This is a genomic window from Pseudomonas sp. B20(2017), from assembly GCF_002113125.1.
GTDB lineage: Bacteria > Pseudomonadota > Gammaproteobacteria > Pseudomonadales > Pseudomonadaceae > Aquipseudomonas.
This window is the reverse complement of sequence record NZ_NEJP01000025.1, coordinates 55,076-74,135: the sequence shown is the minus strand read 5'-3', so window position 1 is coordinate 74,135 and position 19,060 is coordinate 55,076. Positions and strand designations below refer to the sequence as shown.

The 19,060-nt window shown below is 60.9% G+C and carries 21 protein-coding genes; 12 read left to right on the top strand and 9 right to left on the bottom strand.

The annotated features are described in order from the left end of the window. Positions 1-24: 24 nt before the first annotated feature. Together trpA and trpB are read right to left on the bottom strand one after the other, a co-directional pair. A complete protein-coding gene (trpA, locus tag CAF63_RS27050; RefSeq protein ID WP_085690448.1) occupies positions 25-837 on the bottom strand; it encodes a tryptophan synthase subunit alpha in 813 nt (270 codons plus the stop codon). Further along, positions 837-2,084 (bottom strand): tryptophan synthase subunit beta, encoded by a 1,248-nt coding sequence (trpB, locus tag CAF63_RS27045; RefSeq protein WP_064379337.1) that lies wholly within the window; start codon positions 2,082-2,084, stop codon positions 837-839. The genes trpA and trpB overlap by 1 nt, the downstream gene beginning before the upstream one ends. A gap of 112 nt (positions 2,085-2,196) precedes the next feature. On the opposite strand from trpB, the gene CAF63_RS27040 reads away from it, so the two are divergent. Continuing rightward, positions 2,197-3,114 carry a LysR family transcriptional regulator gene (locus tag CAF63_RS27040; protein WP_085690447.1) on the top strand — a complete coding sequence of 306 codons (918 nt, stop codon included), beginning with the start codon at positions 2,197-2,199 and terminating at the stop codon, positions 3,112-3,114. Here CAF63_RS27040 and CAF63_RS27035 read toward each other — a convergent pair. Beyond that, the gene (locus CAF63_RS27035) at positions 3,087-3,413 is read right to left on the bottom strand and encodes a YqjD family protein (protein WP_007953918.1); all 327 of its coding nucleotides are present in this window, start codon (positions 3,411-3,413) and stop codon (positions 3,087-3,089) included. The genes CAF63_RS27040 and CAF63_RS27035 overlap by 28 nt on opposite strands. A gap of 156 nt (positions 3,414-3,569) precedes the next feature. On the opposite strand from CAF63_RS27035, the gene CAF63_RS27030 reads away from it, so the two are divergent. Next, a complete protein-coding gene (locus CAF63_RS27030; RefSeq protein ID WP_007953919.1) occupies positions 3,570-3,785 on the top strand; it encodes a dodecin in 216 nt (71 codons plus the stop codon). A 128-nt stretch (positions 3,786-3,913) separates the two neighbouring features. Further along, a complete protein-coding gene (locus CAF63_RS27025; protein WP_085690446.1) occupies positions 3,914-4,138 on the top strand; it encodes a DUF1161 domain-containing protein in 225 nt (74 codons plus the stop codon). 166 nt (positions 4,139-4,304) lie between these two features. Here the strand turns inward: CAF63_RS27025 and CAF63_RS27020 are convergent, their stop codons facing one another. Further along, positions 4,305-5,306: an LLM class flavin-dependent oxidoreductase gene (locus tag CAF63_RS27020; protein WP_065260633.1), complete on the bottom strand. Its 1,002-nt coding sequence runs from the start codon at positions 5,304-5,306 to the stop codon at positions 4,305-4,307. A 243-nt stretch (positions 5,307-5,549) separates the two neighbouring features. Between CAF63_RS27020 and CAF63_RS27015 the strand changes: the two genes are divergently transcribed. Both CAF63_RS27015 and CAF63_RS27010 read left to right on the top strand, forming a co-directional pair. After that, positions 5,550-5,981 (top strand): OsmC family protein, encoded by a 432-nt coding sequence (locus tag CAF63_RS27015; protein ID WP_085690445.1) that lies wholly within the window; start codon positions 5,550-5,552, stop codon positions 5,979-5,981. A gap of 102 nt (positions 5,982-6,083) precedes the next feature. Beyond that, entirely contained in the window at positions 6,084-6,323 is a 240-nt protein-coding gene (locus CAF63_RS27010) for a DUF1161 domain-containing protein (protein ID WP_085690444.1), read from the top strand. Between the two features lie 6 nt (positions 6,324-6,329). Here the strand turns inward: CAF63_RS27010 and CAF63_RS27005 are convergent, their stop codons facing one another. Then, positions 6,330-6,749 (bottom strand): hypothetical protein, encoded by a 420-nt coding sequence (locus CAF63_RS27005; RefSeq protein WP_007953944.1) that lies wholly within the window; start codon positions 6,747-6,749, stop codon positions 6,330-6,332. Between the two features lie 40 nt (positions 6,750-6,789). Then, positions 6,790-7,212: a hypothetical protein gene (locus tag CAF63_RS27000; protein WP_085690443.1), complete on the bottom strand. Its 423-nt coding sequence runs from the start codon at positions 7,210-7,212 to the stop codon at positions 6,790-6,792. 57 nt (positions 7,213-7,269) lie between these two features. Here CAF63_RS27000 and CAF63_RS26995 point away from each other — a divergent pair, with 57 nt between their 5' ends. Next, a complete protein-coding gene (locus CAF63_RS26995) occupies positions 7,270-8,352 on the top strand; it encodes an aminopeptidase (protein WP_085690442.1) in 1,083 nt (360 codons plus the stop codon). A 99-nt stretch (positions 8,353-8,451) separates the two neighbouring features. Here the strand turns inward: CAF63_RS26995 and CAF63_RS26990 are convergent, their stop codons facing one another. Beyond that, positions 8,452-9,105, bottom strand: a complete 654-nt coding sequence (locus tag CAF63_RS26990; RefSeq protein ID WP_085690441.1) for an HAD family hydrolase — start codon at positions 9,103-9,105, stop codon at positions 8,452-8,454. 28 nt (positions 9,106-9,133) lie between these two features. Then, positions 9,134-9,679, bottom strand: a complete 546-nt coding sequence (locus CAF63_RS26985) for a gamma carbonic anhydrase family protein (RefSeq protein ID WP_085690440.1) — start codon at positions 9,677-9,679, stop codon at positions 9,134-9,136. 62 nt (positions 9,680-9,741) lie between these two features. On the opposite strand from CAF63_RS26985, the gene prlC reads away from it, so the two are divergent. The 3 genes from prlC (at position 9,742) to CAF63_RS26970 (ending at position 14,261) form a co-directional block, all read left to right on the top strand. Further along, positions 9,742-11,820 carry an oligopeptidase A gene (prlC, locus tag CAF63_RS26980; protein WP_178081331.1) on the top strand — a complete coding sequence of 693 codons (2,079 nt, stop codon included), beginning with the start codon at positions 9,742-9,744 and terminating at the stop codon, positions 11,818-11,820. Next, positions 11,817-12,107, top strand: a complete 291-nt coding sequence (locus CAF63_RS26975; protein ID WP_085690439.1) for a YheV family putative zinc ribbon protein — start codon at positions 11,817-11,819, stop codon at positions 12,105-12,107. The genes prlC and CAF63_RS26975 overlap by 4 nt, the downstream gene beginning before the upstream one ends. A 111-nt stretch (positions 12,108-12,218) precedes the next feature. After that, positions 12,219-14,261, top strand: a complete 2,043-nt coding sequence (locus CAF63_RS26970; protein ID WP_085690438.1) for a M3 family metallopeptidase — start codon at positions 12,219-12,221, stop codon at positions 14,259-14,261. Here CAF63_RS26970 and CAF63_RS26965 read toward each other — a convergent pair. Further along, positions 14,248-14,892 carry a dual specificity protein phosphatase family protein gene (locus CAF63_RS26965; protein WP_085690437.1) on the bottom strand — a complete coding sequence of 215 codons (645 nt, stop codon included), beginning with the start codon at positions 14,890-14,892 and terminating at the stop codon, positions 14,248-14,250. The two genes, CAF63_RS26970 and CAF63_RS26965, sit on opposite strands and share 14 nt — an antisense overlap. Positions 14,893-15,189: 297 nt before the next feature. Between CAF63_RS26965 and CAF63_RS26960 the strand changes: the two genes are divergently transcribed. Genes CAF63_RS26960 through CAF63_RS26950 form a run of 3 tightly spaced genes read left to right on the top strand, consistent with a single transcriptional unit; the run spans position 15,190 to position 19,037 of the window. After that, complete coding sequence (locus CAF63_RS26960) at positions 15,190-15,936, top strand: gluconate 2-dehydrogenase subunit 3 family protein (protein ID WP_085690436.1); 747 nt, start codon at positions 15,190-15,192, stop codon at positions 15,934-15,936. 2 nt (positions 15,937-15,938) lie between these two features. Next, positions 15,939-17,723 (top strand): GMC family oxidoreductase, encoded by a 1,785-nt coding sequence (locus CAF63_RS26955; RefSeq protein ID WP_007953975.1) that lies wholly within the window; start codon positions 15,939-15,941, stop codon positions 17,721-17,723. Between the two features lie 12 nt (positions 17,724-17,735). Continuing rightward, positions 17,736-19,037, top strand: coding sequence for a cytochrome c (locus CAF63_RS26950; RefSeq protein ID WP_085690435.1), 1,302 nt, complete (start codon positions 17,736-17,738; stop codon positions 19,035-19,037). The last annotated feature ends 23 nt before the right edge of the window (positions 19,038-19,060 follow it).

Sequence of the window (19,060 nt, the reverse complement as noted above, 5' to 3'; positions counted from 1 at the left end):
TCCTCTGTATCAGGAACTTTACCTTCAGCTGACGCGAGCCTTACGCACGCCTTCGGACAGCGCCGAACACAGGCTCAGCACGCCGTCGATGGCCTGAGCCGGCGTGGTCGCGTTGGCGATGTGATCAATCAGCGCCGAGCCCACCACCACACCATCGGCCAGACGCGCAATGGACGCGGCTTGCTCAGGCGTGCGGATACCAAAACCGATGCTGATCGGCAGGTCGGTATGACGACGCAGACGCGCCACCGCCTCCTCGACGTGTTCCAGCGTCGCCGCGCCAGCACCGGTCACACCGGCAACCGACACGTAGTAAACGAAGCCGGAGCTGCCGTTCAACACTTTCGGCAGACGCGCATCATCGGTGGTCGGGGTGGTCAGGCGGATGAAGTCGATGCCTGCAGCCTGGGCCGGGTCGCACAGTTCCGAGTTGTGCTCCGGTGGCATGTCGACCACGATCAGGCCATCAACGCCGGCCTCTTTGGCTTCGGCGATGAAGCGCTCGACACCGAACTTGTGAATCGGGTTGAAGTAACCCATCAGCACCAGCGGCGTGTCGCTGTTGTCCTTGCGGAACTCGCGGACCATTTGCAGGGTTTTGAGCAGGTTCTGCTTGGCGCCCAAGGCACGGATGTTCGCCAGCTGAATCGCCGGGCCGTCGGCCATCGGGTCGGTGAACGGCATGCCCAGTTCGATCACGTCGGCACCGGCTTTCGGCAGGCCTTTGAGGATTGCCAGCGAGGTGTCGTAGTCCGGATCACCGGCGGTAACGAAGGTCACCAGGGCAGCACGGTTCTGTTCCTTGAGTTCGGCAAAGCGGGTTTGCAGGCGGCTCATCAGTGTTTCTCCTGCTTGGATTGCTCTTGTTGAGAGTGTTCCATGTGGTGCATGACGGTCTGCATGTCTTTGTCGCCGCGACCGGACAGGTTGACCACCATCAGGTGATCCTTCGGCAGTTTCGGTGCGCGTTTGAATACTTCGGCCAGGGCGTGGGCGCTTTCCAGTGCCGGAATGATCCCTTCCAGACGGCAGCACTGGTGGAATGCGGCGAGGGCTTCGTCGTCGGTCACCGAGGTGTACTGGACGCGGCCGATGTCATGCAACCACGCGTGTTCAGGGCCGATGCCCGGATAGTCGAGGCCGGCGGAAATCGAGTGGGCGTCGATGATCTGGCCATCGTCGTCCTGCAGCAGGAAAGTACGGTTGCCGTGCAACACACCCGGTACGCCGCCGTTGAGGCTGGCCGCGTGCTTGCCGGTTTCAATACCGTAACCGGCGGCTTCTACGCCGATAATCTCGACGCTTTTGTCATCGAGGAACGGGTGGAACAGGCCCATGGCGTTGGAACCGCCACCAATGCACGCCACCAGACTGTCCGGCAGACGACCTTCCTGGGCTTGCAGTTGATCGCGGGTTTCCTTGCCGATCACGGCCTGGAAGTCGCGAACCATGGCTGGATAAGGGTGCGGACCGGCCACGGTGCCGATCAGGTAGAAGGTGCTGTCGACGTTGGTCACCCAGTCACGCAGCGCTTCGTTCATTGCGTCTTTCAGCGTACCGGTGCCGGCGACCACCGGGATCACCTCGGCGCCCAGCAGCTTCATGCGGAACACGTTGGCCTGCTGACGCTCGATGTCGGTGGTGCCCATGTAGATCACGCAGTCCAGACCGAAACGCGCGGCTACCGTAGCGGTGGCCACGCCGTGCATGCCGGCGCCGGTCTCGGCGATGATGCGTTTCTTGCCCATGCGCCGTGCCAGCAGGATCTGGCCGATGCAGTTGTTGATCTTGTGCGCGCCGGTGTGGTTCAGCTCTTCGCGCTTTAGGTAGATCTTGGCGCCACCGCAGAATTCGGTCAGGCGCTCGGCGAAGTACAGAGGGCTCGGACGTCCGACATAGTCGCGCTGGAAGTAGGCCAATTCTTCTTTGAACGCCGGATCTTCCTTGGCCGCTTCGTATTCGCGGGCCAGGTCGAGGATCAACGGCATCAGGGTTTCAGCAACGTAACGGCCGCCGAACGAGCCAAACAGGCCGTTGGCGTCAGGGCCGTTACGCAGATCGGAGGTGTTCGAAGTCTGGGTCATGGTTCGCTCCAGCGGATTTCACGAGAAGACAATGGCGTTCACTCTACCCCTGACCTTCCAGGCTGAAAACCGATAAGATCGCCACAACCTGTCAGGAAAACTCACAGATACCATGAGCCATGACCTTCCCCCGCTGAACGCCCTGCGCGCTTTCGAAGCCACCGCCCGCCTGAACAGCGTCAGTCAGGCTGCGGAGCAACTGCACGTGACCCACGGTGCGGTCAGCCGCCAGCTCAAGGTGCTGGAGGAGCATCTCGGCGTCAGTCTTTTCGTCAAGGACGGTCGTGGCCTGAAACTCACAGATGCCGGCATCCGATTGCGCGATGCCAGCGGCGAGGCGTTCGACCGCTTGCGCAGCGTTTGCGCGGAACTGACCCAAAGCACCGCCGATGCGCCGTTCGTGCTCGGTTGCTCCGGGAGTCTGCTGGCGCGCTGGTTCATTCCGCGACTGGGACGCTTGAATGCCGATCTGCCGGACTTGCGTCTGCACCTGTCGGCCGGTGAAGGCGATCTCGATCCACGACGCCCGGGGCTGGATGCATTGCTGCTGTTCGCCGAACCGCCATGGCCGGCAGACATGCAAGTCTATGAGCTGGCCAGCGAGCGCATCGGCCCGGTCATGAGCCCGCTGTTCAGCGGCTACCAGCGCCTGCAATCGGCACCGCCCATCGCCCTGCTCGACGAACCCTTGCTGCACACGACTTCACGCCCGCAAGCCTGGCCGAGCTGGGCGCAGCAAAGCGGCCTCGACGCCAGGGCGTTGAAGCTGGGGCAAGGTTTCGAGCATTTGTATTACTTGCTGGAAGCGGCCGTCGCCGGGCTGGGCGTGGCGATCGCGCCGGAACCGCTGGTGACCGAAGACTTGAAGGCCGGGCGCCTGGTCGCGCCGTGGGGTTTCAGTGAAACCCCGGCGCAACTGGCGTTGTGGCTACCCAAGCGCGCCGCAGACGGGCGCGCCCGGCAATTGGCGCAGTGGCTCAGGAACGAGCTGCGCCAGGCGGATCACTCGCCGCGCTTGAACAACAGATAAGCGGCCAGCAGCCCCAGCGCACCGACCGCGACACCGGCAGTCGTCCACGGATGTTCCTGCGCGTAATCGCGGGTGGCGATCCCGGTCTCGCGGGTTTTGACTTTGACTTCTTCGTAGGCATCGCTGAGCAGGCTGCGCGAATGTTTCAGCGCGCTTTCAGCGTTGCCCTTGAGCGCTTTCAGGGTCTTGCGCGACTCGTCCGAAGCGTCGTCCTTCAGGCTTTCCAACGACTTGAGCAGACTCTCGATCTCCGCTTCCATGCTTTGCAACGAGGCTTTGCGTAACGAGGTGTTGGCCATGGTGGCTCTCCTGCATTGGTGATGAGTGGCGTGTGTTGTTTGGGACTTCACGGCTTCTGGAAAGTGCAGAAAATCTGAACTTCCCTTCGCCCAAGACGCCGAAATCAACACGGCAAATCGCTGCTAGGCTCAATTGCACACTTCAAGGAGAACGCCATGAGTGACCATCACACCTACAAGAAAGTCGAGCTGGTCGGCTCGTCCACCAGCAGCATCGAAGACGCCATCAACAATGCGTTGGCCGAGGCCAACAAGAGCATCAAGCATCTGGAATGGTTCGAAGTGACCGAAACCCGCGGCCACATCAAGGACGGCAAGGCTGCCCACTTTCAAGTGACCCTGAAAGTCGGGTTCCGGATTGCCAGCAGCTGAGTTTGGTCTACGCTTCTGAACTTGCGCGCTGGCCGAGTGCCATAGGAATGGCAATGCGCTACGAGGTGAGTGCATCGAGCGAACGGCTCGATGCCCGCCTTAATTAATCCGACCAGGGAGTGCGACCGATGAAGAAGTTGATATTGGCAGTAGGTTTGTTGAGCCTTGCGGGTGGTGCGTTTGCTGCCGGCAAGCCCTGTGAAGAACTGAAGGCTGAAATCGCGGCCAAGCTGGATGCCAAGGGCGTTTCCGGGTATTCGCTGGAGGTTGTCGACAAGGGTGCGGCCAGTGGCGGCAAAGTCGTCGGCACCTGCGAAGGCGGCACCAAAGAGATCGTTTACACCCGCGGCTGATCACGCCGGAAAAACAAAAGCCGACGCAATGCGTCGGCTTTTTTGTTGGTAATGATTTTTCATGTGGGAGCCAGCCTGCTCGCGATGGTGTGTCAGTCACTCAAGACGTTGGCTGACATGGCGCTTTCGCGAGCAGGCTCGCTCCCACAGGAAGTCAGAGTGAATTTCAGCCCTTCATCACCTGCGCCAGCAACTCGTAGGAATGCAGGCGATCGGCGTGTTCGTACAGGTCGCAGGTGAAGATCAGTTCATCAGCCTGAGTCTGTTCGATCAGCACTTCGAGTTTCGCGCGGATTTTCTGCGGACTGCCGACCATCGCCAGACCGAGGAAATCACCCACCGCCTCACGCTCATGAGGCAACCACAGTCCGTCCATGGTTTTCACCGGCGGACGTTGCACCAGACTTTGCCCACGCATCAGCGCGAGAATTCGCTGGTACACCGAGGTTGCCAGGTAGTCGGCCTGCTCATCGGTGTCGGCCGCCACCAGCGGCACGCCCAGCATCACGTACGGTTTGTCGAGTACCGCCGACGGCTTGAAGTGATTACGGTAGACGCGAATCGCCTCGTGCATGAAGCGCGGTGCGAAATGCGAGGCGAAGGCGTAGGGCAAACCGCGCTCGCCGGCCAGTTGCGCACTGAACAGACTGGAACCGAGCAGCCAGATCGGCACATTGGTGCCGGTGCCCGGCATTGCGATCACTCGCTGATCCGGGGTGCGCGGGCCGAGGAAACGCACCAGCTCAGCCACGTCTTCCGGGAAGTCGTCGGCACTGCCGGAGCGCTCACGGCGCAGGGCACGGGCGGTCATCTGATCGGAACCCGGAGCGCGGCCCAGACCGAGGTCGATACGTCCCGGATAAAGGCTTTCGAGGGTGCCGAACTGCTCGGCGATCACCAGCGGCGCATGGTTGGGCAGCATCACGCCGCCAGAACCGACACGAATGGTCGACGTGCCGCCGGCCAGATAGCCCAGCAATACCGAGGTGGCGGAACTGGCGATGCCGTCCATGTTGTGGTGCTCGGCGACCCAGAATCGCGTGTAGCCAAACTTCTCGACATGCTGCGCCAGATCCAGCGAGTTGCGCAGCGACTGCGCCGGGCTGCCGTTCTCGCGGACCGGCACCAGATCGAGGGTGGAAAACTTTACGTCGGACAGTTGCTTCATAAACCTGCATCTCCGATTGAGGGCGCAGGTGTGTTCTTGGCGAACGCAAACCTGCCCAATTCATAAGCGTGTTCTGTGCAATAAGGGCATATACCCGAGTTTCAATAGCCGATCCGAAATTTCCTACTAAAAAAGTCAACGATTCAGTTGGGCTGAACTTTGTTCCGGCGTCTATCCTCAGAAGCCTTGCAGGCAAAAACCACGACGGCGCGGCGTTTCGCGCCCGAATTGAAGGAGGCACACATGGCTATCGTGAAGAAGGCATCCGCGCATTGGGAAGGTGACCTGAAAACCGGCATCGGCTCGATTTCCACCGAAACCGGCGTCCTGCGCGAAGCACCCTACGGCTTCAAGGCGCGCTTCGAGGGCGGCAAGGGCACCAATCCGGAAGAACTGATCGGCGCCGCCCATGCGGGCTGTTTCTCCATGGCGTTCTCGATGATTCTCGGTGACGCCGGGCTCAAGGCCGACAGCATCGACACCCAGGCCGAGGTCACGCTGGATCAGGTGGATGGCGGCTTTGCGATCACCGCGGTGAAACTGATCCTCAAGGCAAAAATTCCGGGAGCGACCCAGGCGCAGTTCGAAGAGCTGAGCAACAAGGCCAAGGAAGGTTGCCCGGTGTCCAAGGTGCTGAATGCGAAGATCACTCTCGACGCGTCGCTGGTTGGCTGACGGATTGAGCCGGATCAGAACCCGCCAGGCAAAAATGTGGTCGAATAAATGACAGCAGCTTTCGCGCATCGTCGTGCGCGCTGCTTCGATGGAGCTTCAACCATGAAACGTTTTGCCTTGGCGGTTATCTGTGGCGTGCTGGCAACGTCGGCCTACGCAGCGCCCAAAGACTGCGAAGAACTCAAGCAAGAGATCGAAATCAAGATTCAGGCGAACGCCGTGCCCTCCTACACCCTGGAGATAGTCTCCAAGGAAGAGGCTGAAAAACACGACATCGCCATGATTGTCGGCACCTGCGACAACGGCACCAAAGCCATCATCTATCAGAAGAACGACCGCTGATACGCCTCAGATGATGCAGTTGACTTCGCGGTCCTCGGCGACGATTTCCCGCTTGTCGTTGTACAGGCGGGCACTCGGGGTAAACGCCAGCGAACGGCCTTCGAGCAAGTAACGCTGGCCCGCCTCGAAATGATCGTAGCGGATGGTCAGATAGCACAGCCGCTCGACGGGGCCGGTCATCAGGCTGCCGCCTCCGCCGAATACTTCAAAGTCGAAGCGCACCCGTAGCTCGTGGCTGCCGGGGGTGACCTGGAAGAAACGCCCGTCAGTCAGTCGCCTGTTGTCGAGACGCTCGGCCATCAGCAGTTTTCCGCCGGGGGTTGGCGTGGAGAATTCGACCCAGGCCATGTTTGGATCGACGGGAGGCAACGGTGTCTGGCAACCGGCGAGTACGCCTGCGGCCAATAACAGCATCAACGTGCGCATGATGGATGTCCATGAGTTCGGACATCCAGCATAACGCCGATCAGGTTCGCTGGCAGCCCGCTGGCGTTCCCTGTCCCACCACGTTGCGTTGTTGATCGTAGAGCTTGGCCCATGGACGGAAACCGATGCTTCCCGCCTGCAACTGATAACGCTGGCCGGCGTTGAAATCCTTGAATTTCACGTTCAACTGACAATCGCGCCACAGCGGCTCGGCATCCGGGCCGATGTTGGTCGCCTCGACCGGGAATTGGTAACGCACTGTCAGCTCATGGCTGCCGGGCTGCACTTCAAAATAACGATGATCGACGGCAGCCTTGTTGTCGACTTCCAGCGCCTGCAACGCTGTGTCCTGTTGCCGGGCATCCAGATCGATCCAGGCTTGCGAGGGGTCAGGGGTCGGCATTCCGAATCCGGCACAACCGGCCAGCGTCAGCACGCTTCCTGTCAGTATCAACATGCGCATAGCGGAGCTCCAATGGGCGGGATAGTCTTGGGCAGACTTTCCGGGGGATTTCTTATTTTGATCAGGCCGCTTCCAAGCCATGGGTTACTTGATCGCGTTTTGCGGATTTTGTTTCCGGGTGTGATGATTTTGTTGCTCAACGGTTGCTCAAGCCTGAGCTATTACAGCCAGCTGGCCAGCGGTCAGCTGCAGCTTTTGCGGGCGCGGGAGCCGGTGGCCAAGGTGATCGCCGACCCGACCCGCGACGCCAAACTGCGCGCTCACCTCGCCCAGTCCCAGAAAGCCCGGGCCTTCGCCAGCGAGCACCTGCACCTGCCGGACAACCAAAGCTATCGCCTCTATGCCGACATCGGTCGGCCGTTTGTCGTGTGGAATGTGTTCGCCACCCCGGAATTTTCCCTGAGCCCGCAGAACCATTGCTTCCCGATTGCCGGTTGCGTGGCCTACCGCGGCTATTACAGCCAGAGCGCGGCGCGGGGCGAAGCCGCGATTCAGCGCCTGCAAGGCATGGACGTGTCAATCGGCGGCGTCGAGGCCTACTCGACGCTGGGCTGGTTCAACGACCCGATCCTCAATTCGATGATGGGCTGGGGCGACGAGCGTCTGGCGACGCTGATCTTCCATGAGCTGGCCCACCAGCGTTTCTATGTGAAGAATGACACCGAGTTCAACGAGTCCTTCGCGACTTTTGTGGAACAGGAAGGAACCCGGCAGTGGCGGGCGTTTCGGGGCTTGCCCCCGGAAAACGACTCGAAGCTGAAGCAGCGGGATCAGTTCATTCAGTTGATCCTCGATACCCGCTCACGCCTCGAAAAACTTTATGCACAACCATTAGCGACAGCGCAAATGCGCGAGCGCAAGGCGGCGGAATTCGGACGGTTTCGACAGGACTATCGAGCGATGCGCGACGGCCAGTGGGCCGGAGACAAACGCTATGACGCCTGGGTCAATGCGCCGTTGAACAACGCACGGCTGTTGCCGTTCGGGCTGTATGACCAGTGGGTGCCGGCGTTTGCGGCGTTGTTCAGGCAGGTCGATGGAGATTGGCTGAGGTTTTATGCGCAGGTGGAGAGGTTGGGTGAGTTGCCGGCGACTGAGCGCAAAGCGGCGCTGAAAGCGTTGGTAGATTCGAAAGTCTGAGTGGCTGAAAGGTCCTGTTCGCGAGCAAGCCCGCTCCCACATTAAGTCTGTGCTCAACAAAAAACCAATGTGGGAGCGGGCTTGCTCGCGAAGGCGATATCACTGGCGCTGCAAAAACGCCTGATGCAGCTCCGCCAGCGTCTCGAAGTGATACGCCGGCGCTTCGGCACTCAGCTCTTCATGGCTGCCAAAACCGTAACCCACGGCCGCCGCATCCAACCCGTTACTGCGAGCACCGATCAGGTCATGCTTGCGGTCACCGATCATCAGCGTGCTGGCCGGGTCCAGCCCTTCCTCGGCCATCAGGTGGGCAATCAGCTCGACCTTGTTGGTGCGGGTGCCGTCCAGTTCGCTGCCGTAGATCACCTTGAAGTGTCTGGCGAAATCAAAGTGCCGGGCGATTTCCCGGGCGAACACCCAAGGCTTCGACGTCGCGATATACAGCTGCCGACCCTGGCCGCTCAGGGTTTCCAGCAACGGCGTGACGCCGTCGAACACCCGGTTCTCGTACAGGCCGGTAACCTTGAAACGCTCGCGATAGAAATTCACCGCCTCCCACGCCTTCGCTTCATCAAAACCATAAAACTGCATGAACGCCTGCAACAGCGGCGGGCCGATGAAGTGTTCCAGTCTGGTCAGATCCGGCTCGTCGATGCCGAGTTTGCTCAAGGCGAACTGGATGGAACGGGTGATGCCCTCACGCGGGTCGGTGAGGGTGCCGTCAAGGTCGAACAGTACGGTCTGGTAATGCATGAAAAATCCCGGGCAATAGAGAGAAAAATCAGAGCTGGTCGTAGCCTTCAGCCAGATGCAGGTCCTTGAGCTTCACGTAGTTCGCCGCGCTGTAGGTGAAAAAGGCGTTTTCCTTGGCGGTCAGCGGGCGGATCTGCTTCACCGGGCTGCCCACGTACAGAAAACCGCTCTCCAGACGCTTGCCCGGTGGCACGAGACTGCCGGCGCCGATGATCACGTCGTCCTCGACCACCGCGCCGTCCATGACGATGCTGCCCATGCCGATCAGCACGCGGCTGCCGACTGTGCAGCCATGCAGCATGACCTTATGGGCAATGGTTACGTCATCGCCAATCAGCAGCGGGAAGCCGTCCGGGTTGAACGGGCCGGCGTGGGTAATGTGCAACACGCAGCCATCCTGCACGCTGGTGCGTGCACCGATGCAGATGCGGTGCATGTCGCCGCGGATCACGGTCAGCGGCCACACGGAGCTGTCTTCGCCGATTTCTACGTCGCCGATCACCACCGCGGAGCCGTCGACAAAAGCGCCTTTGCTCAAGCGTGGGGTGTGATTCTGGTAATTGCGAAGGGACACGATTAGTTCTCTCTCTGTCGCCGATAGCTGCGGTGGGTGTCGATTGTAATTAAGATGGGCGCATGTTTCTTCCAGCCAAGGTGCCAACCGTGAGCGTGAACAACCCTCTTCTGCAGTCCTACGACCTGCCGCCGTTCTCCGCGATCCGTGCCGAACACGTGCAGCCGGCCATCGAAACCATCCTGGCCGACAACCGCGCCGCCATTGCCGAAATCCTCAAGACCCAAGGCCAGAACCCGACCTGGGCCGGGCTCGTGCTGGCGATGGACGAACTCAATGATCGTCTGGGCGCTGCCTGGAGCCCGGTCAGCCACCTCAATGCCGTGTGCAACAGCGCCGAACTGCGTGAAGCCTACGAGGCTTGCCTGCCGGCATTGAGCGCCTATTCCACCGAGATGGGCCAGAACCGCGAGCTGTTCCAGGCCTATGAAGCCCTGGCCAACAGTCCGGAAGCCGCCGGTTTTGACGTGGCGCAGAAAACTATCCTGGAACACGCCCTGCGCGATTTCCGCCTGTCGGGTATCGACCTGCCGGAAGCCGAACAGAAGCGTTACGCCGAAGTGCAGAGCAGGCTATCCGAGCTGGGCAGCCGCTTTTCCAACCAATTGCTCGACGCCACCCAGGCCTGGACCAAGCACCTGACCGACGAAGCCGCCCTCGCCGGCCTGACCGACTCGGCCAAGGCGCAAATGACTGCCGCCGCACAGGCCAAAGGCCTCGATGGCTGGCTGATCACCCTGGAATTCCCGAGCTACTACGCGGTGATGACCTACGCCCAGGATCGTGCGCTGCGTGAAGAAGTCTACGCCGCCTACTGCACCCGTGCGTCGGATCAAGGCCCGAACGCCGGCCAGAACGACAATGGCCCGGTGATGGGCGAAATCCTCGACCTGCGTCAGGAACTGGCCAAACTGCTCGGTTTCTCCAGTTTCTCCGAGCTGAGCCTGGCCACCAAAATGGCCGAATCCAGCGATCAGGTGCTGAGTTTCCTGCGCGACCTGGCCAAGCGCAGCAAACCGTTTGCCGCCCAGGATCTGCAACAGCTCAAGGCTTACGCCGCCGAGCAGGGCTGCGCCGATCTGCAAAGCTGGGACAGCGGTTTCTACGGTGAAAAACTCCGTGAACAACGCTACAGCGTCGCCCAGGAAACCCTGCGCGCCTACTTCCCGATCGACAAAGTGCTGGGCGGCCTGTTCGCCATCGTTCAGCGTCTGTACGGCATCGAAATCGCCGAACTGAAAGGCTTCGACACCTGGCACCCGGACGTTCGCCTGTTTGAGATCAAGGAAAACGGCCAGCACGTCGGCCGCTTCTTCTTCGACCTCTACGCCCGAGCCAACAAGCGCGGCGGTGCCTGGATGGATGGCGCGCGCGACCGTCGCCGCACCCTCGACGGTGTACTGCAAAGCCCGGTGGCCAACCTGGTGTGCAACTTCACCCCGGCCGACAGCGGCAAGCCTGCGCTGCTGACCCACGATGAAGTGACCACCCTGTTCCACGAATTCGGCCACGGCCTGCATCACCTGCTGACCCGCGTCGAGCATGCCGGCGTGTCCGGTATCAATGGCGTGGCGTGGGACGCGGTCGAGCTGCCGAGCCAGTTCATGGAGAACTGGTGCTGGGAGCCGGAAGGCGTCGCACTGATTTCAGGCCACTACGAAACCGGCGAGCCGTTGCCGCAGGATCTGCTGGAAAAAATGCTCGCGGCGAAGAACTTCCAGTCCGGCCTGATGATGGTGCGTCAGCTGGAGTTTTCGCTGTTCGACTTCGAACTGCACGCCACCCACGGTGATGGCCGCAGCGTCGCCCAAGTGCTGGAAGGCGTGCGCAACGAAGTCTCGGTAATGCGTCCTCCGGCCTACAATCGCTTCCCGAACAGCTTTGCGCATATCTTCGCCGGCGGTTACGCGGCGGGTTACTACAGCTACAAATGGGCGGAAGTACTGTCGGCAGATGCCTTCTCGAAGTTCGAAGAAGACGGCGTGCTGAATGCCGACACCGGTCGCGCCTTCCGCGAAGCAATCCTGGCTCGCGGCGGCTCGCAGGAGCCGATGGTGCTGTTCGTCGACTTCCGTGGCCGTGAGCCGTCGATTGACGCACTCTTGCGCCACAGCGGCCTGAGTGAGGACGCGGCAGCATGAGTGAGGCACCCGTGAAGACCAAAAAACGCTTTATCGCCGGGGCAGTCTGCCCGGCGTGCAGCGAGCCGGACAAACTGATGATGTGGAGCGAGGACGATGTCCCGCACCGCGAATGCGTGGCGTGCGGCTACAGCGATACGCTCAATGCCCAAGGGTTGTCGGTGCCGAAGGAACTGGGTACGCGAGTCAACACCAGCGCGCTCAAGCCTGCACCGGACAAAACTGTTCAGGCGGTGCAGTTCTTCCCGAACCCGAAGCTGAAGAAAAAGTCCGACGAGCAGCACTGATCGGCACCACCTTCCCCGATTCGTCGGTGGAAGGTGGTATTGGCTTAACACCTGTCCCTCGCACTTGCTTCGTAGGCTGGCCCTTTGCGCCACGCCTCGAAGGAAGCTGCCATGCCCGACACCAATCTCCTCCTGCAACACTGGACGCTGCCACCTTGGCCAGCGATTCGCGCCGAGCAACTGCTGCCGGCCGTCACCGGCATCATTGCCGATAATCGACGCATCATCGCCGAAGTGATCGCCAGTCAGACCGAACATCCCGGCTGGGATGATCTGGTGCTGAGCATCGACGAGGCCGACGCGCGCCTCGGCGAAGTCCGCTCGATTCTTGAAACGTTGTCGATGGTCAGATCCGACGATGCGATCTGGCTCGAGGAAAGCGCCAAGGCGCATCTGGCGATCGATCAGTATCGCTCTGAAAAAGCCCGCAATCGTCCGTTGTACGAGGCTTACCAGCGTTTGGCGCAGAGCTCGATAGCCGGCAGTTTCGATGAGTCGCGCAATATCGCGCTGGCGGGGATTCTGCGCCGATTCAAGCAGTCGGGCATCGAGCTTCCTGCTGAACAGCAACAGGAACTGGCGCGGTTGAACCGCGAGATCGGCGGGTTGGAGTACGTGTTTCTGGACAACCTCGAGCGTTGGGCCGAGGCGTGGAGCAAACGTGTCGATGATATTGCGCTGCTCACAGGCTTGTCGCCGGCGATGAAGGATCGTCTGGCGCGCGCCGCACGCGAGGCGGGGCATGACGGCTGGCTGATCCGTCTGGACCAGAACACCTGCCAGCACATCCTCAAGTACGCCGAGAACCGCGCCTTGCGAGAGGAATGCTATGTTGCCTACATGACCCGCGCCTCCGATCGCGGGCCGCTGGCCGGTCGCTTCGATAACGGTCCGGTGCTGACCAAACTGCTTGCATTGCGCCAGCAGAAAGCCCGTTTACTCGGCCATGAAAACGCCGCGCAACTGAGTCTGGCCAAAAACAGCGCCCGGACGACGGCGTGGGTCAGTGGCTTTCTCCTGCGTCAGGCGGCGCAGCTGGCACCTGTCCTCGCGCAAGATGCAGAACAACTGACAGACTTCGCGCAGCAACGCGGGATCGACCGGGTTCAGCCGTGGGATGAAGATTTCCTCGCCGAACAATGGCGCCAGCAGCAGTTTCCCGGTGCGCTGGAAAACCTCCGTGATTATTTTCCGCTCGAGGGCACCCTGCGCAGGCTCTATCTGTTCTGCGAACGGATGTTCGGGATCCGCATCGTCGAGCGGTCCGGTGGCGGCCACTGGCATGACGATGTGCGCCTGCTGGAAATCAGCGAGCATGAGCAGGTCATCGGCTACATCTACCTCGATCCGTTTCACCATGATGGTGCTATGGATTTCGCCGGCACTTCCACGCTGCGCAATCGCCGGATCAACGCCGAAGGCCGCCCTGCGCTGCCGATTGCCCTGCTCTACAGCAATTTCACACCGGCCACCGACAGCCATCCGTGCCGACTCGAAATCGAAGATCTGCGGGTGCTGTTTCATGAGTTTGGCCATTGCCTCCAGCACGTGCTGGCATGCTCGCCCCATCACACCCTGTCCGGCATTCTGCAATTGGGCCATGAAGCGGCAGAGTTTTCCGGGCAATTGTTCGAGCAGTGGTGTTTGTCGCGGGAGTTTGTGTTGTGGCTCGGCGCACATTTTCAGACCGGCGAACGCTTGAGCGCCGCACGGGTCGACGCAGCACTGTCAGCCATTGAGGCCCATTCCAGCCGGCAACAGGCCTTGTTGCTGATGGGGGCGATGATTGATTTCGAGCTGCACCTGACCCACGGCGACGGGCGCCCGGTCGAGGAGGTTTGCAACGATGTCCAGCGCCGCCTGGGGCCTCTGCAACTGCCGGACGATCACCGCTTCGCCAATGGATTCGATTACATGGTGACCCAATACGACGCTTCGGTTTACGCCTACGTCTGGTCGGGCGTGCTGGCTCAGGAAGCGTTCAAGCGTTTCAGCCGCGACTGGGTATTCAACGCGCAAAACGGACGTGAATTTCGCACCACATTCTTTGCGCCGGGTGCCGGGCGTCCGTTGCTGGACGCGGTGGAAGCGTTCATCGGCCGGCCGGTCGCCGGCCTCGTTGACGGGGAGGCCGGACGAGTTACTTCAGATTGACCGTCTGAAACCAGCTCTTCATCGAGCACGTGGCAAACGCGCTGGTGCTGCAATCGCCATTGGCCAGTGCGGTGCGCAACTTGTCGACATCGGCCTGCATCACGTAGCGCACGCTGTCCCGAAAGTGCCCACTCTCACCAAAGCCGCCCTGGGTCATTTCGTTCAGGGCGTCTTCCTTGCTCCAGCCCTGCACGACGATCCGGTACATCGCCGCCATCAGGCCGGTGCGATCGGAGCCGTGCTTGCAGTGCATCAACACCGGGCCGTCGGCTTCGGCGGACTGGATGGCACGCAGGGTCTTGAGCACATCACTGTCGTCCACGTGATTGGTGCGATAGGGCAATTGCACCTGATGGATACCGGGGGCTTTCAGCCAGTTGGAATCCGCTTCCGGCAGGAAGTTGATAACCGTGGCCACCTTCAGGTTGTTCAGCAACGGCACCGCGCCGTCATCGGGGAGTGCGCTGCGATAAAGCGTGGGCGACATCTGGAACAGGTTGTATTGCACCTCTACCGGCTGCGCCCACTCGACGGGACGGGAAGCCGGAGTTTGCGCGGCCTGAGCGGGAATCCAGCTGATCAGGGCCAGCAGCGACAAACAGAATGCGGAGGAAAAACGCGTCAGGAACATGCTTTGCGGCGACCGTGTGGGTTTCGTCAGTGAAGGCCGCAGCTTGCGAGCTTCGCGGTCAAATCCGCGTGAGGCGCTTGTAAAAGAATCGTGAATACCGCGGTTCCCTTGGTCGAAAAGCGGTCTTTTTTTGGCTGAATCGGTTCACCCGGTTGATTAGCCTGCTACCATTTGTCACATCATGTTGCAGACGCGTCCCCCTTCTCCCGGTCATCCCGGCCACGTCGCAGCCAGAAAATTCTTGAGCCGTTCGCAGAAACGGCTGACAACCATCAATGCCTGATGAGGTGCATCCCCATGTCTGATGAAGATCGAGACAACCCGCGGCGTGAGTTTTTGCGCAAATCCCTGACCCTGATTCCGGTCGTTACCCTCGCCGGCAGCGGACTCGGCAGCACGGTGCTGCAAGCGGCGCCTGAAAGCGCGCCTGCCACAGCTTCGGCAAAAGCGGCCGCCGTAGAAGCCAGCCCTTATCAGCCGAGCTACTTCACTGCCGAAGAGTGGGCGTTCATCAATGCCGCTGTCGCGCAATTGATCCCCAACGATGCGCAGGGGCCGGGTGCACTCGAAGCCGGTGTGCCGGAATACATCGACCGTCAGATGAACACCCCGTACGCCGCTGGTGCCCTTTGGTACATGCAGGGCCCGTTCAATGCCGACGCCGCGCCGGAGATGGGCTGGCAGAGCAAACTGGTCCCGAAAGAGATCTATCGCCTCGGCATCGCCGCCACGGATCAGTGGGCAAAATCCCTCAACGGTAAAACATTTGCCGAGCAAGACAGCGCTACCCGAGACGATCTGCTCAAGCAGCTTGAAGCCGGAAAACCGCAATTCGACGCAGTTCCGGCGAAGATTTTCTTCAGTCTGCTGCTTCAAAACACCAAGGAAGGGTTCTTCTGCGACCCGATCCACGGCGGCAATAAAGGCATGGTCGGCTGGACCATGATCGGCTTCCCCGGCGCCCGCGCCGATTTCATGGATTGGGTGGAACGCAACGAGCAGTACCCCTTCCCGGCAGTTTCGATTCGCGGCGAGAGGGCGTGAGCATGGCAACGGTAATGAAGAAGGTTGACGCGGTGATCGTCGGTTTCGGCTGGACAGGCGCGATCATGGCCAAAGAGCTGACCGAAGCCGGGCTCAACGTGCTGGCGCTGGAACGCGGACCGATGCAGGACACCTACCCGGACGGCAACTATCCTCAGGTGATCGACGAACTCACCTACAGTGTGCGGAAAAAACTCTTCCAGGACGTTTCCAAGGAAACCGTCACCATCCGCCACAGCGTGAACGACATCGCCCTGCCGAACCGCCAGCTGGGCGCGTTTCTGCCGGGCAACGGCGTGGGCGGCGCCGGGCTGCACTGGTCGGGCGTGCACTTTCGCGTCGACCCGATCGAACTGCGCATGCGCAGCCACTACGAAGAGCGCTACGGCAAAAGCTTCATCCCCAAGGACATGACCATCCAGGACTTCGGCGTCAGCTATGAAGAGCTGGAGCCGTTCTTCGATTTCGCCGAAAAAGTTTTCGGCACCTCCGGCCAGGCCTGGACCGTGAAAGGCCAACTGGTCGGCCAGGGCAAGGGCGGCAACCCGTACGCGCCGGATCGCTCGAATCCGTTCCCGCTGGAAGCGCAGAAGAACACGGTTTCCGCACAGCTGTTCGGCAAAGCGGCTACGGAGGTGGGTTACAAACCCTACAACCTGCCTTCCGCGAATACTTCAGGGCCGTACACCAATCCTTACGGCGCGCAGATGGGCCCGTGCAACTTCTGCGGTTTCTGCAGCGGTTACGTCTGCTACATGTATTCCAAGGCCTCGCCGAACGTGAACATTCTGCCGGCGCTGAAGCCGCTGCCGAATTTCGAACTGCGGCCTAACGCCCACGTTCTGCGGGTCAACCTCGACAGCACGAAAACCAAAGCCACCGGCGTCACCTACATCGACGGCCAGGGCCGCGAGATCGAGCAACCGGCGGATCTGGTAATCCTCGGCGCGTTCCAGTTGCACAACGTGCGGTTGATGCTGCTCTCCGGTATCGGCAAACCCTACGATCCGGTCAGCGGTGAAGGCGTGGTCGGGCGTAACTTCGCCTACCAGAACATGGCGACCATCAAAGCGTTCTTCGACAAGGACACCCACACCAACAACTTCATCGGTGCCGGCGGCAACGGTGTGGCGGTGGATGATTTCAACGCCGACAACTTCGATCACGGGCCTCACGGTTTCGTCGGTGGCTCGCCGATGTGGGTCAACCAGGCCGGCAGCCGACCGATCGCCGGCACCTCCAACCCGCCGGGCACCCCAGCCTGGGGCAGTGCATGGAAACGCGCGACCGCCGATTACTACACCCACCAGGTGTCGATGGACGCCCACGGCGCGCATCAGTCCTACCGTGGCAACTATCTCGATCTGGACCCGGTGTACCGCGATGCCTACGGCATGCCACTACTGCGGATGACGTTCGACTGGCAGGAAAACGACATCAAGATGAACCGCTTCATGGTCGAGAAAATGGGCAAGATCGCCGAGGCCATGGGCCCGAAAGCCATCGCCGTGATCGGCAAGAAAGTCGGCGACCACTTCAACACCGCGTCCTACCAGACTACCCACCTCAACGGTGGCGCGATCATGGGCACCGATCCGAAGACCAGCGCGCTGAACCGCTACCTGCAGAGCTGGGACGTGCACAACGTATTCGTCCCGGGCGCCTCGGCATTCCCGCAAGGCCTGGGTTACAACCCGACCGGGCTGGTTGCCGCGCTGACCTACTGGTCGGCGAAAGCGATTCGCGAGCAATACCTGAAAAACCCCGGCCCGCTGGTTCAGGCTTAAGGAGCGATGACCATGAAGACTCTCGTTATCGCGACCCTGGCGCTGCTCGGCGGCGCTGCCGTTCATGGCGCCGAAGTTGATCAATCCTTGATCAAACAAGGCGAATACCTCGCCCGTGCCGGTGACTGTGTGGCCTGCCACACGGCCAAGGACGGCAAGCCGTTCGCCGGCGGCCTGCCGATGGAAACCCCGATCGGCACGATCTACTCGACCAACATCACCCCGGATAAAACCGGCGTCGGTGACTACAGTTTCGAGGATTTCGACCAGGCCGTGCGGCATGGCGTGGCCAAAAACGGCAGTACCTTGTACCCGGCGATGCCGTACCCGTCCTACGCCCGCGTCAGCGAAACCGACATGCAGGCGCTCTACGCCTACTTCATGCACGGCGTGGAACCGGTGGCACAAGAGAACAAGGTCAGCGACATCCCGTGGCCACTGAGCATGCGCTGGCCACTGATGGGCTGGCGCTGGCTGTTCGCACCGAAGGTCGAGGATTACAAAGCCGCGTCGGACGATGCCGTTGTCAGCCGTGGGGCGTATCTGGTGGAAGGCCTCGGACATTGCGGCGCCTGCCATACGCCACGGGCCCTGACCATGCAGGAAAAATCCCTGAGTGCGTCTGAAGGCAGCAGTTTTCTGTCAGGTAGTGCGCCGCTGGAAGGCTGGATCGCCAAGAGCCTGCGCGGCGACCACAAGGACGGGCTCGGCAGCTGGAGCGAAGAGCAACTGGTGCAGTTCCTCAAGACCGGTCGCAGCGACCGCAGTGCAGTGTTCGGCGGCATGAGCGACGTGGTCACCCACAGCATGCAGTACATGACCGACGCCGACCTGACCGCGATTGCCCGATACCTGAAATCGCTGCCGGCCAATGATCCTGCCGACCAGCCACATCAGTACGACGAGAAGGTCGCCAAGGCCTTGTGGAACGGTGACGACAGTCAGCGCGGCGCTTCGGTGTACATCGATAACTGCGCGGCGTGCCACCGCACCGACGGCCATGGCTACACCCGGGTGTTCCCGGCGCTGGCGGGCAATCCGGTGCTGCAATCGGACGACCCGACTTCGCTGATTCACATCGTGCTCAAGGGCGGCACCCTGCCTGCGACGCACACAGCGCCGTCGACCTTCACCATGCCGGGTTTCGCCTGGCGTCTGTCGGATCAGGAAGTGGCGGATGTCGTGAGTTTTATTCGTGGAAGTTGGGGTAACAAGGCTTCCCCTGTCACTGCGAAAGAGGTTGCCAAGTTACGCACTGATGATATGACTACAACATCATCCGGTGATCTTGGACAAGTAACCAGCCACAACTAAGTGCAATAACCCCTGCATGATCA

Bases quoted from the DNA above. Each gene is read 5' to 3' on its own strand.
- CAF63_RS27025 (WP_085690446.1), top strand. From the start codon at position 3,914: ATGAAGAAGTTGATATTGGCAGTAGGTTTGTTGAGCCTTGCGGGTGGT.
- CAF63_RS26975 (WP_085690439.1), top strand. From the start codon at position 11,817: ATGAGTGAGGCACCCGTGAAGACCAAAAAACGCTTTATCGCCGGGGCA.
- CAF63_RS27020 (WP_065260633.1), bottom strand. From the start codon at position 5,306: ATGAAGCAACTGTCCGACGTAAAGTTTTCCACCCTCGATCTGGTGCCG.
- prlC (WP_178081331.1), top strand. From the start codon at position 9,742: ATGTTTCTTCCAGCCAAGGTGCCAACCGTGAGCGTGAACAACCCTCTT.
- CAF63_RS26970 (WP_085690438.1), top strand. From the start codon at position 12,219: ATGCCCGACACCAATCTCCTCCTGCAACACTGGACGCTGCCACCTTGG.
- CAF63_RS27010 (WP_085690444.1), top strand. From the start codon at position 6,084: ATGAAACGTTTTGCCTTGGCGGTTATCTGTGGCGTGCTGGCAACGTCG.
- trpA (WP_085690448.1), bottom strand. From the start codon at position 837: ATGAGCCGCCTGCAAACCCGCTTTGCCGAACTCAAGGAACAGAACCGT.
- CAF63_RS26955 (WP_007953975.1), top strand. From the start codon at position 15,939: ATGGCAACGGTAATGAAGAAGGTTGACGCGGTGATCGTCGGTTTCGGC.
- CAF63_RS27005 (WP_007953944.1), bottom strand. From the start codon at position 6,749: ATGCGCACGTTGATGCTGTTATTGGCCGCAGGCGTACTCGCCGGTTGC.
- CAF63_RS27030 (WP_007953919.1), top strand. From the start codon at position 3,570: ATGAGTGACCATCACACCTACAAGAAAGTCGAGCTGGTCGGCTCGTCC.
- CAF63_RS26965 (WP_085690437.1), bottom strand. From the start codon at position 14,892: ATGTTCCTGACGCGTTTTTCCTCCGCATTCTGTTTGTCGCTGCTGGCC.
- CAF63_RS26950 (WP_085690435.1), top strand. From the start codon at position 17,736: ATGAAGACTCTCGTTATCGCGACCCTGGCGCTGCTCGGCGGCGCTGCC.
- CAF63_RS27000 (WP_085690443.1), bottom strand. From the start codon at position 7,212: ATGCGCATGTTGATACTGACAGGAAGCGTGCTGACGCTGGCCGGTTGT.
- CAF63_RS26960 (WP_085690436.1), top strand. From the start codon at position 15,190: ATGTCTGATGAAGATCGAGACAACCCGCGGCGTGAGTTTTTGCGCAAA.
- CAF63_RS26990 (WP_085690441.1), bottom strand. From the start codon at position 9,105: ATGCATTACCAGACCGTACTGTTCGACCTTGACGGCACCCTCACCGAC.
- CAF63_RS27015 (WP_085690445.1), top strand. From the start codon at position 5,550: ATGGCTATCGTGAAGAAGGCATCCGCGCATTGGGAAGGTGACCTGAAA.
- CAF63_RS27040 (WP_085690447.1), top strand. From the start codon at position 2,197: ATGAGCCATGACCTTCCCCCGCTGAACGCCCTGCGCGCTTTCGAAGCC.
- trpB (WP_064379337.1), bottom strand. From the start codon at position 2,084: ATGACCCAGACTTCGAACACCTCCGATCTGCGTAACGGCCCTGACGCC.
- CAF63_RS27035 (WP_007953918.1), bottom strand. From the start codon at position 3,413: ATGGCCAACACCTCGTTACGCAAAGCCTCGTTGCAAAGCATGGAAGCG.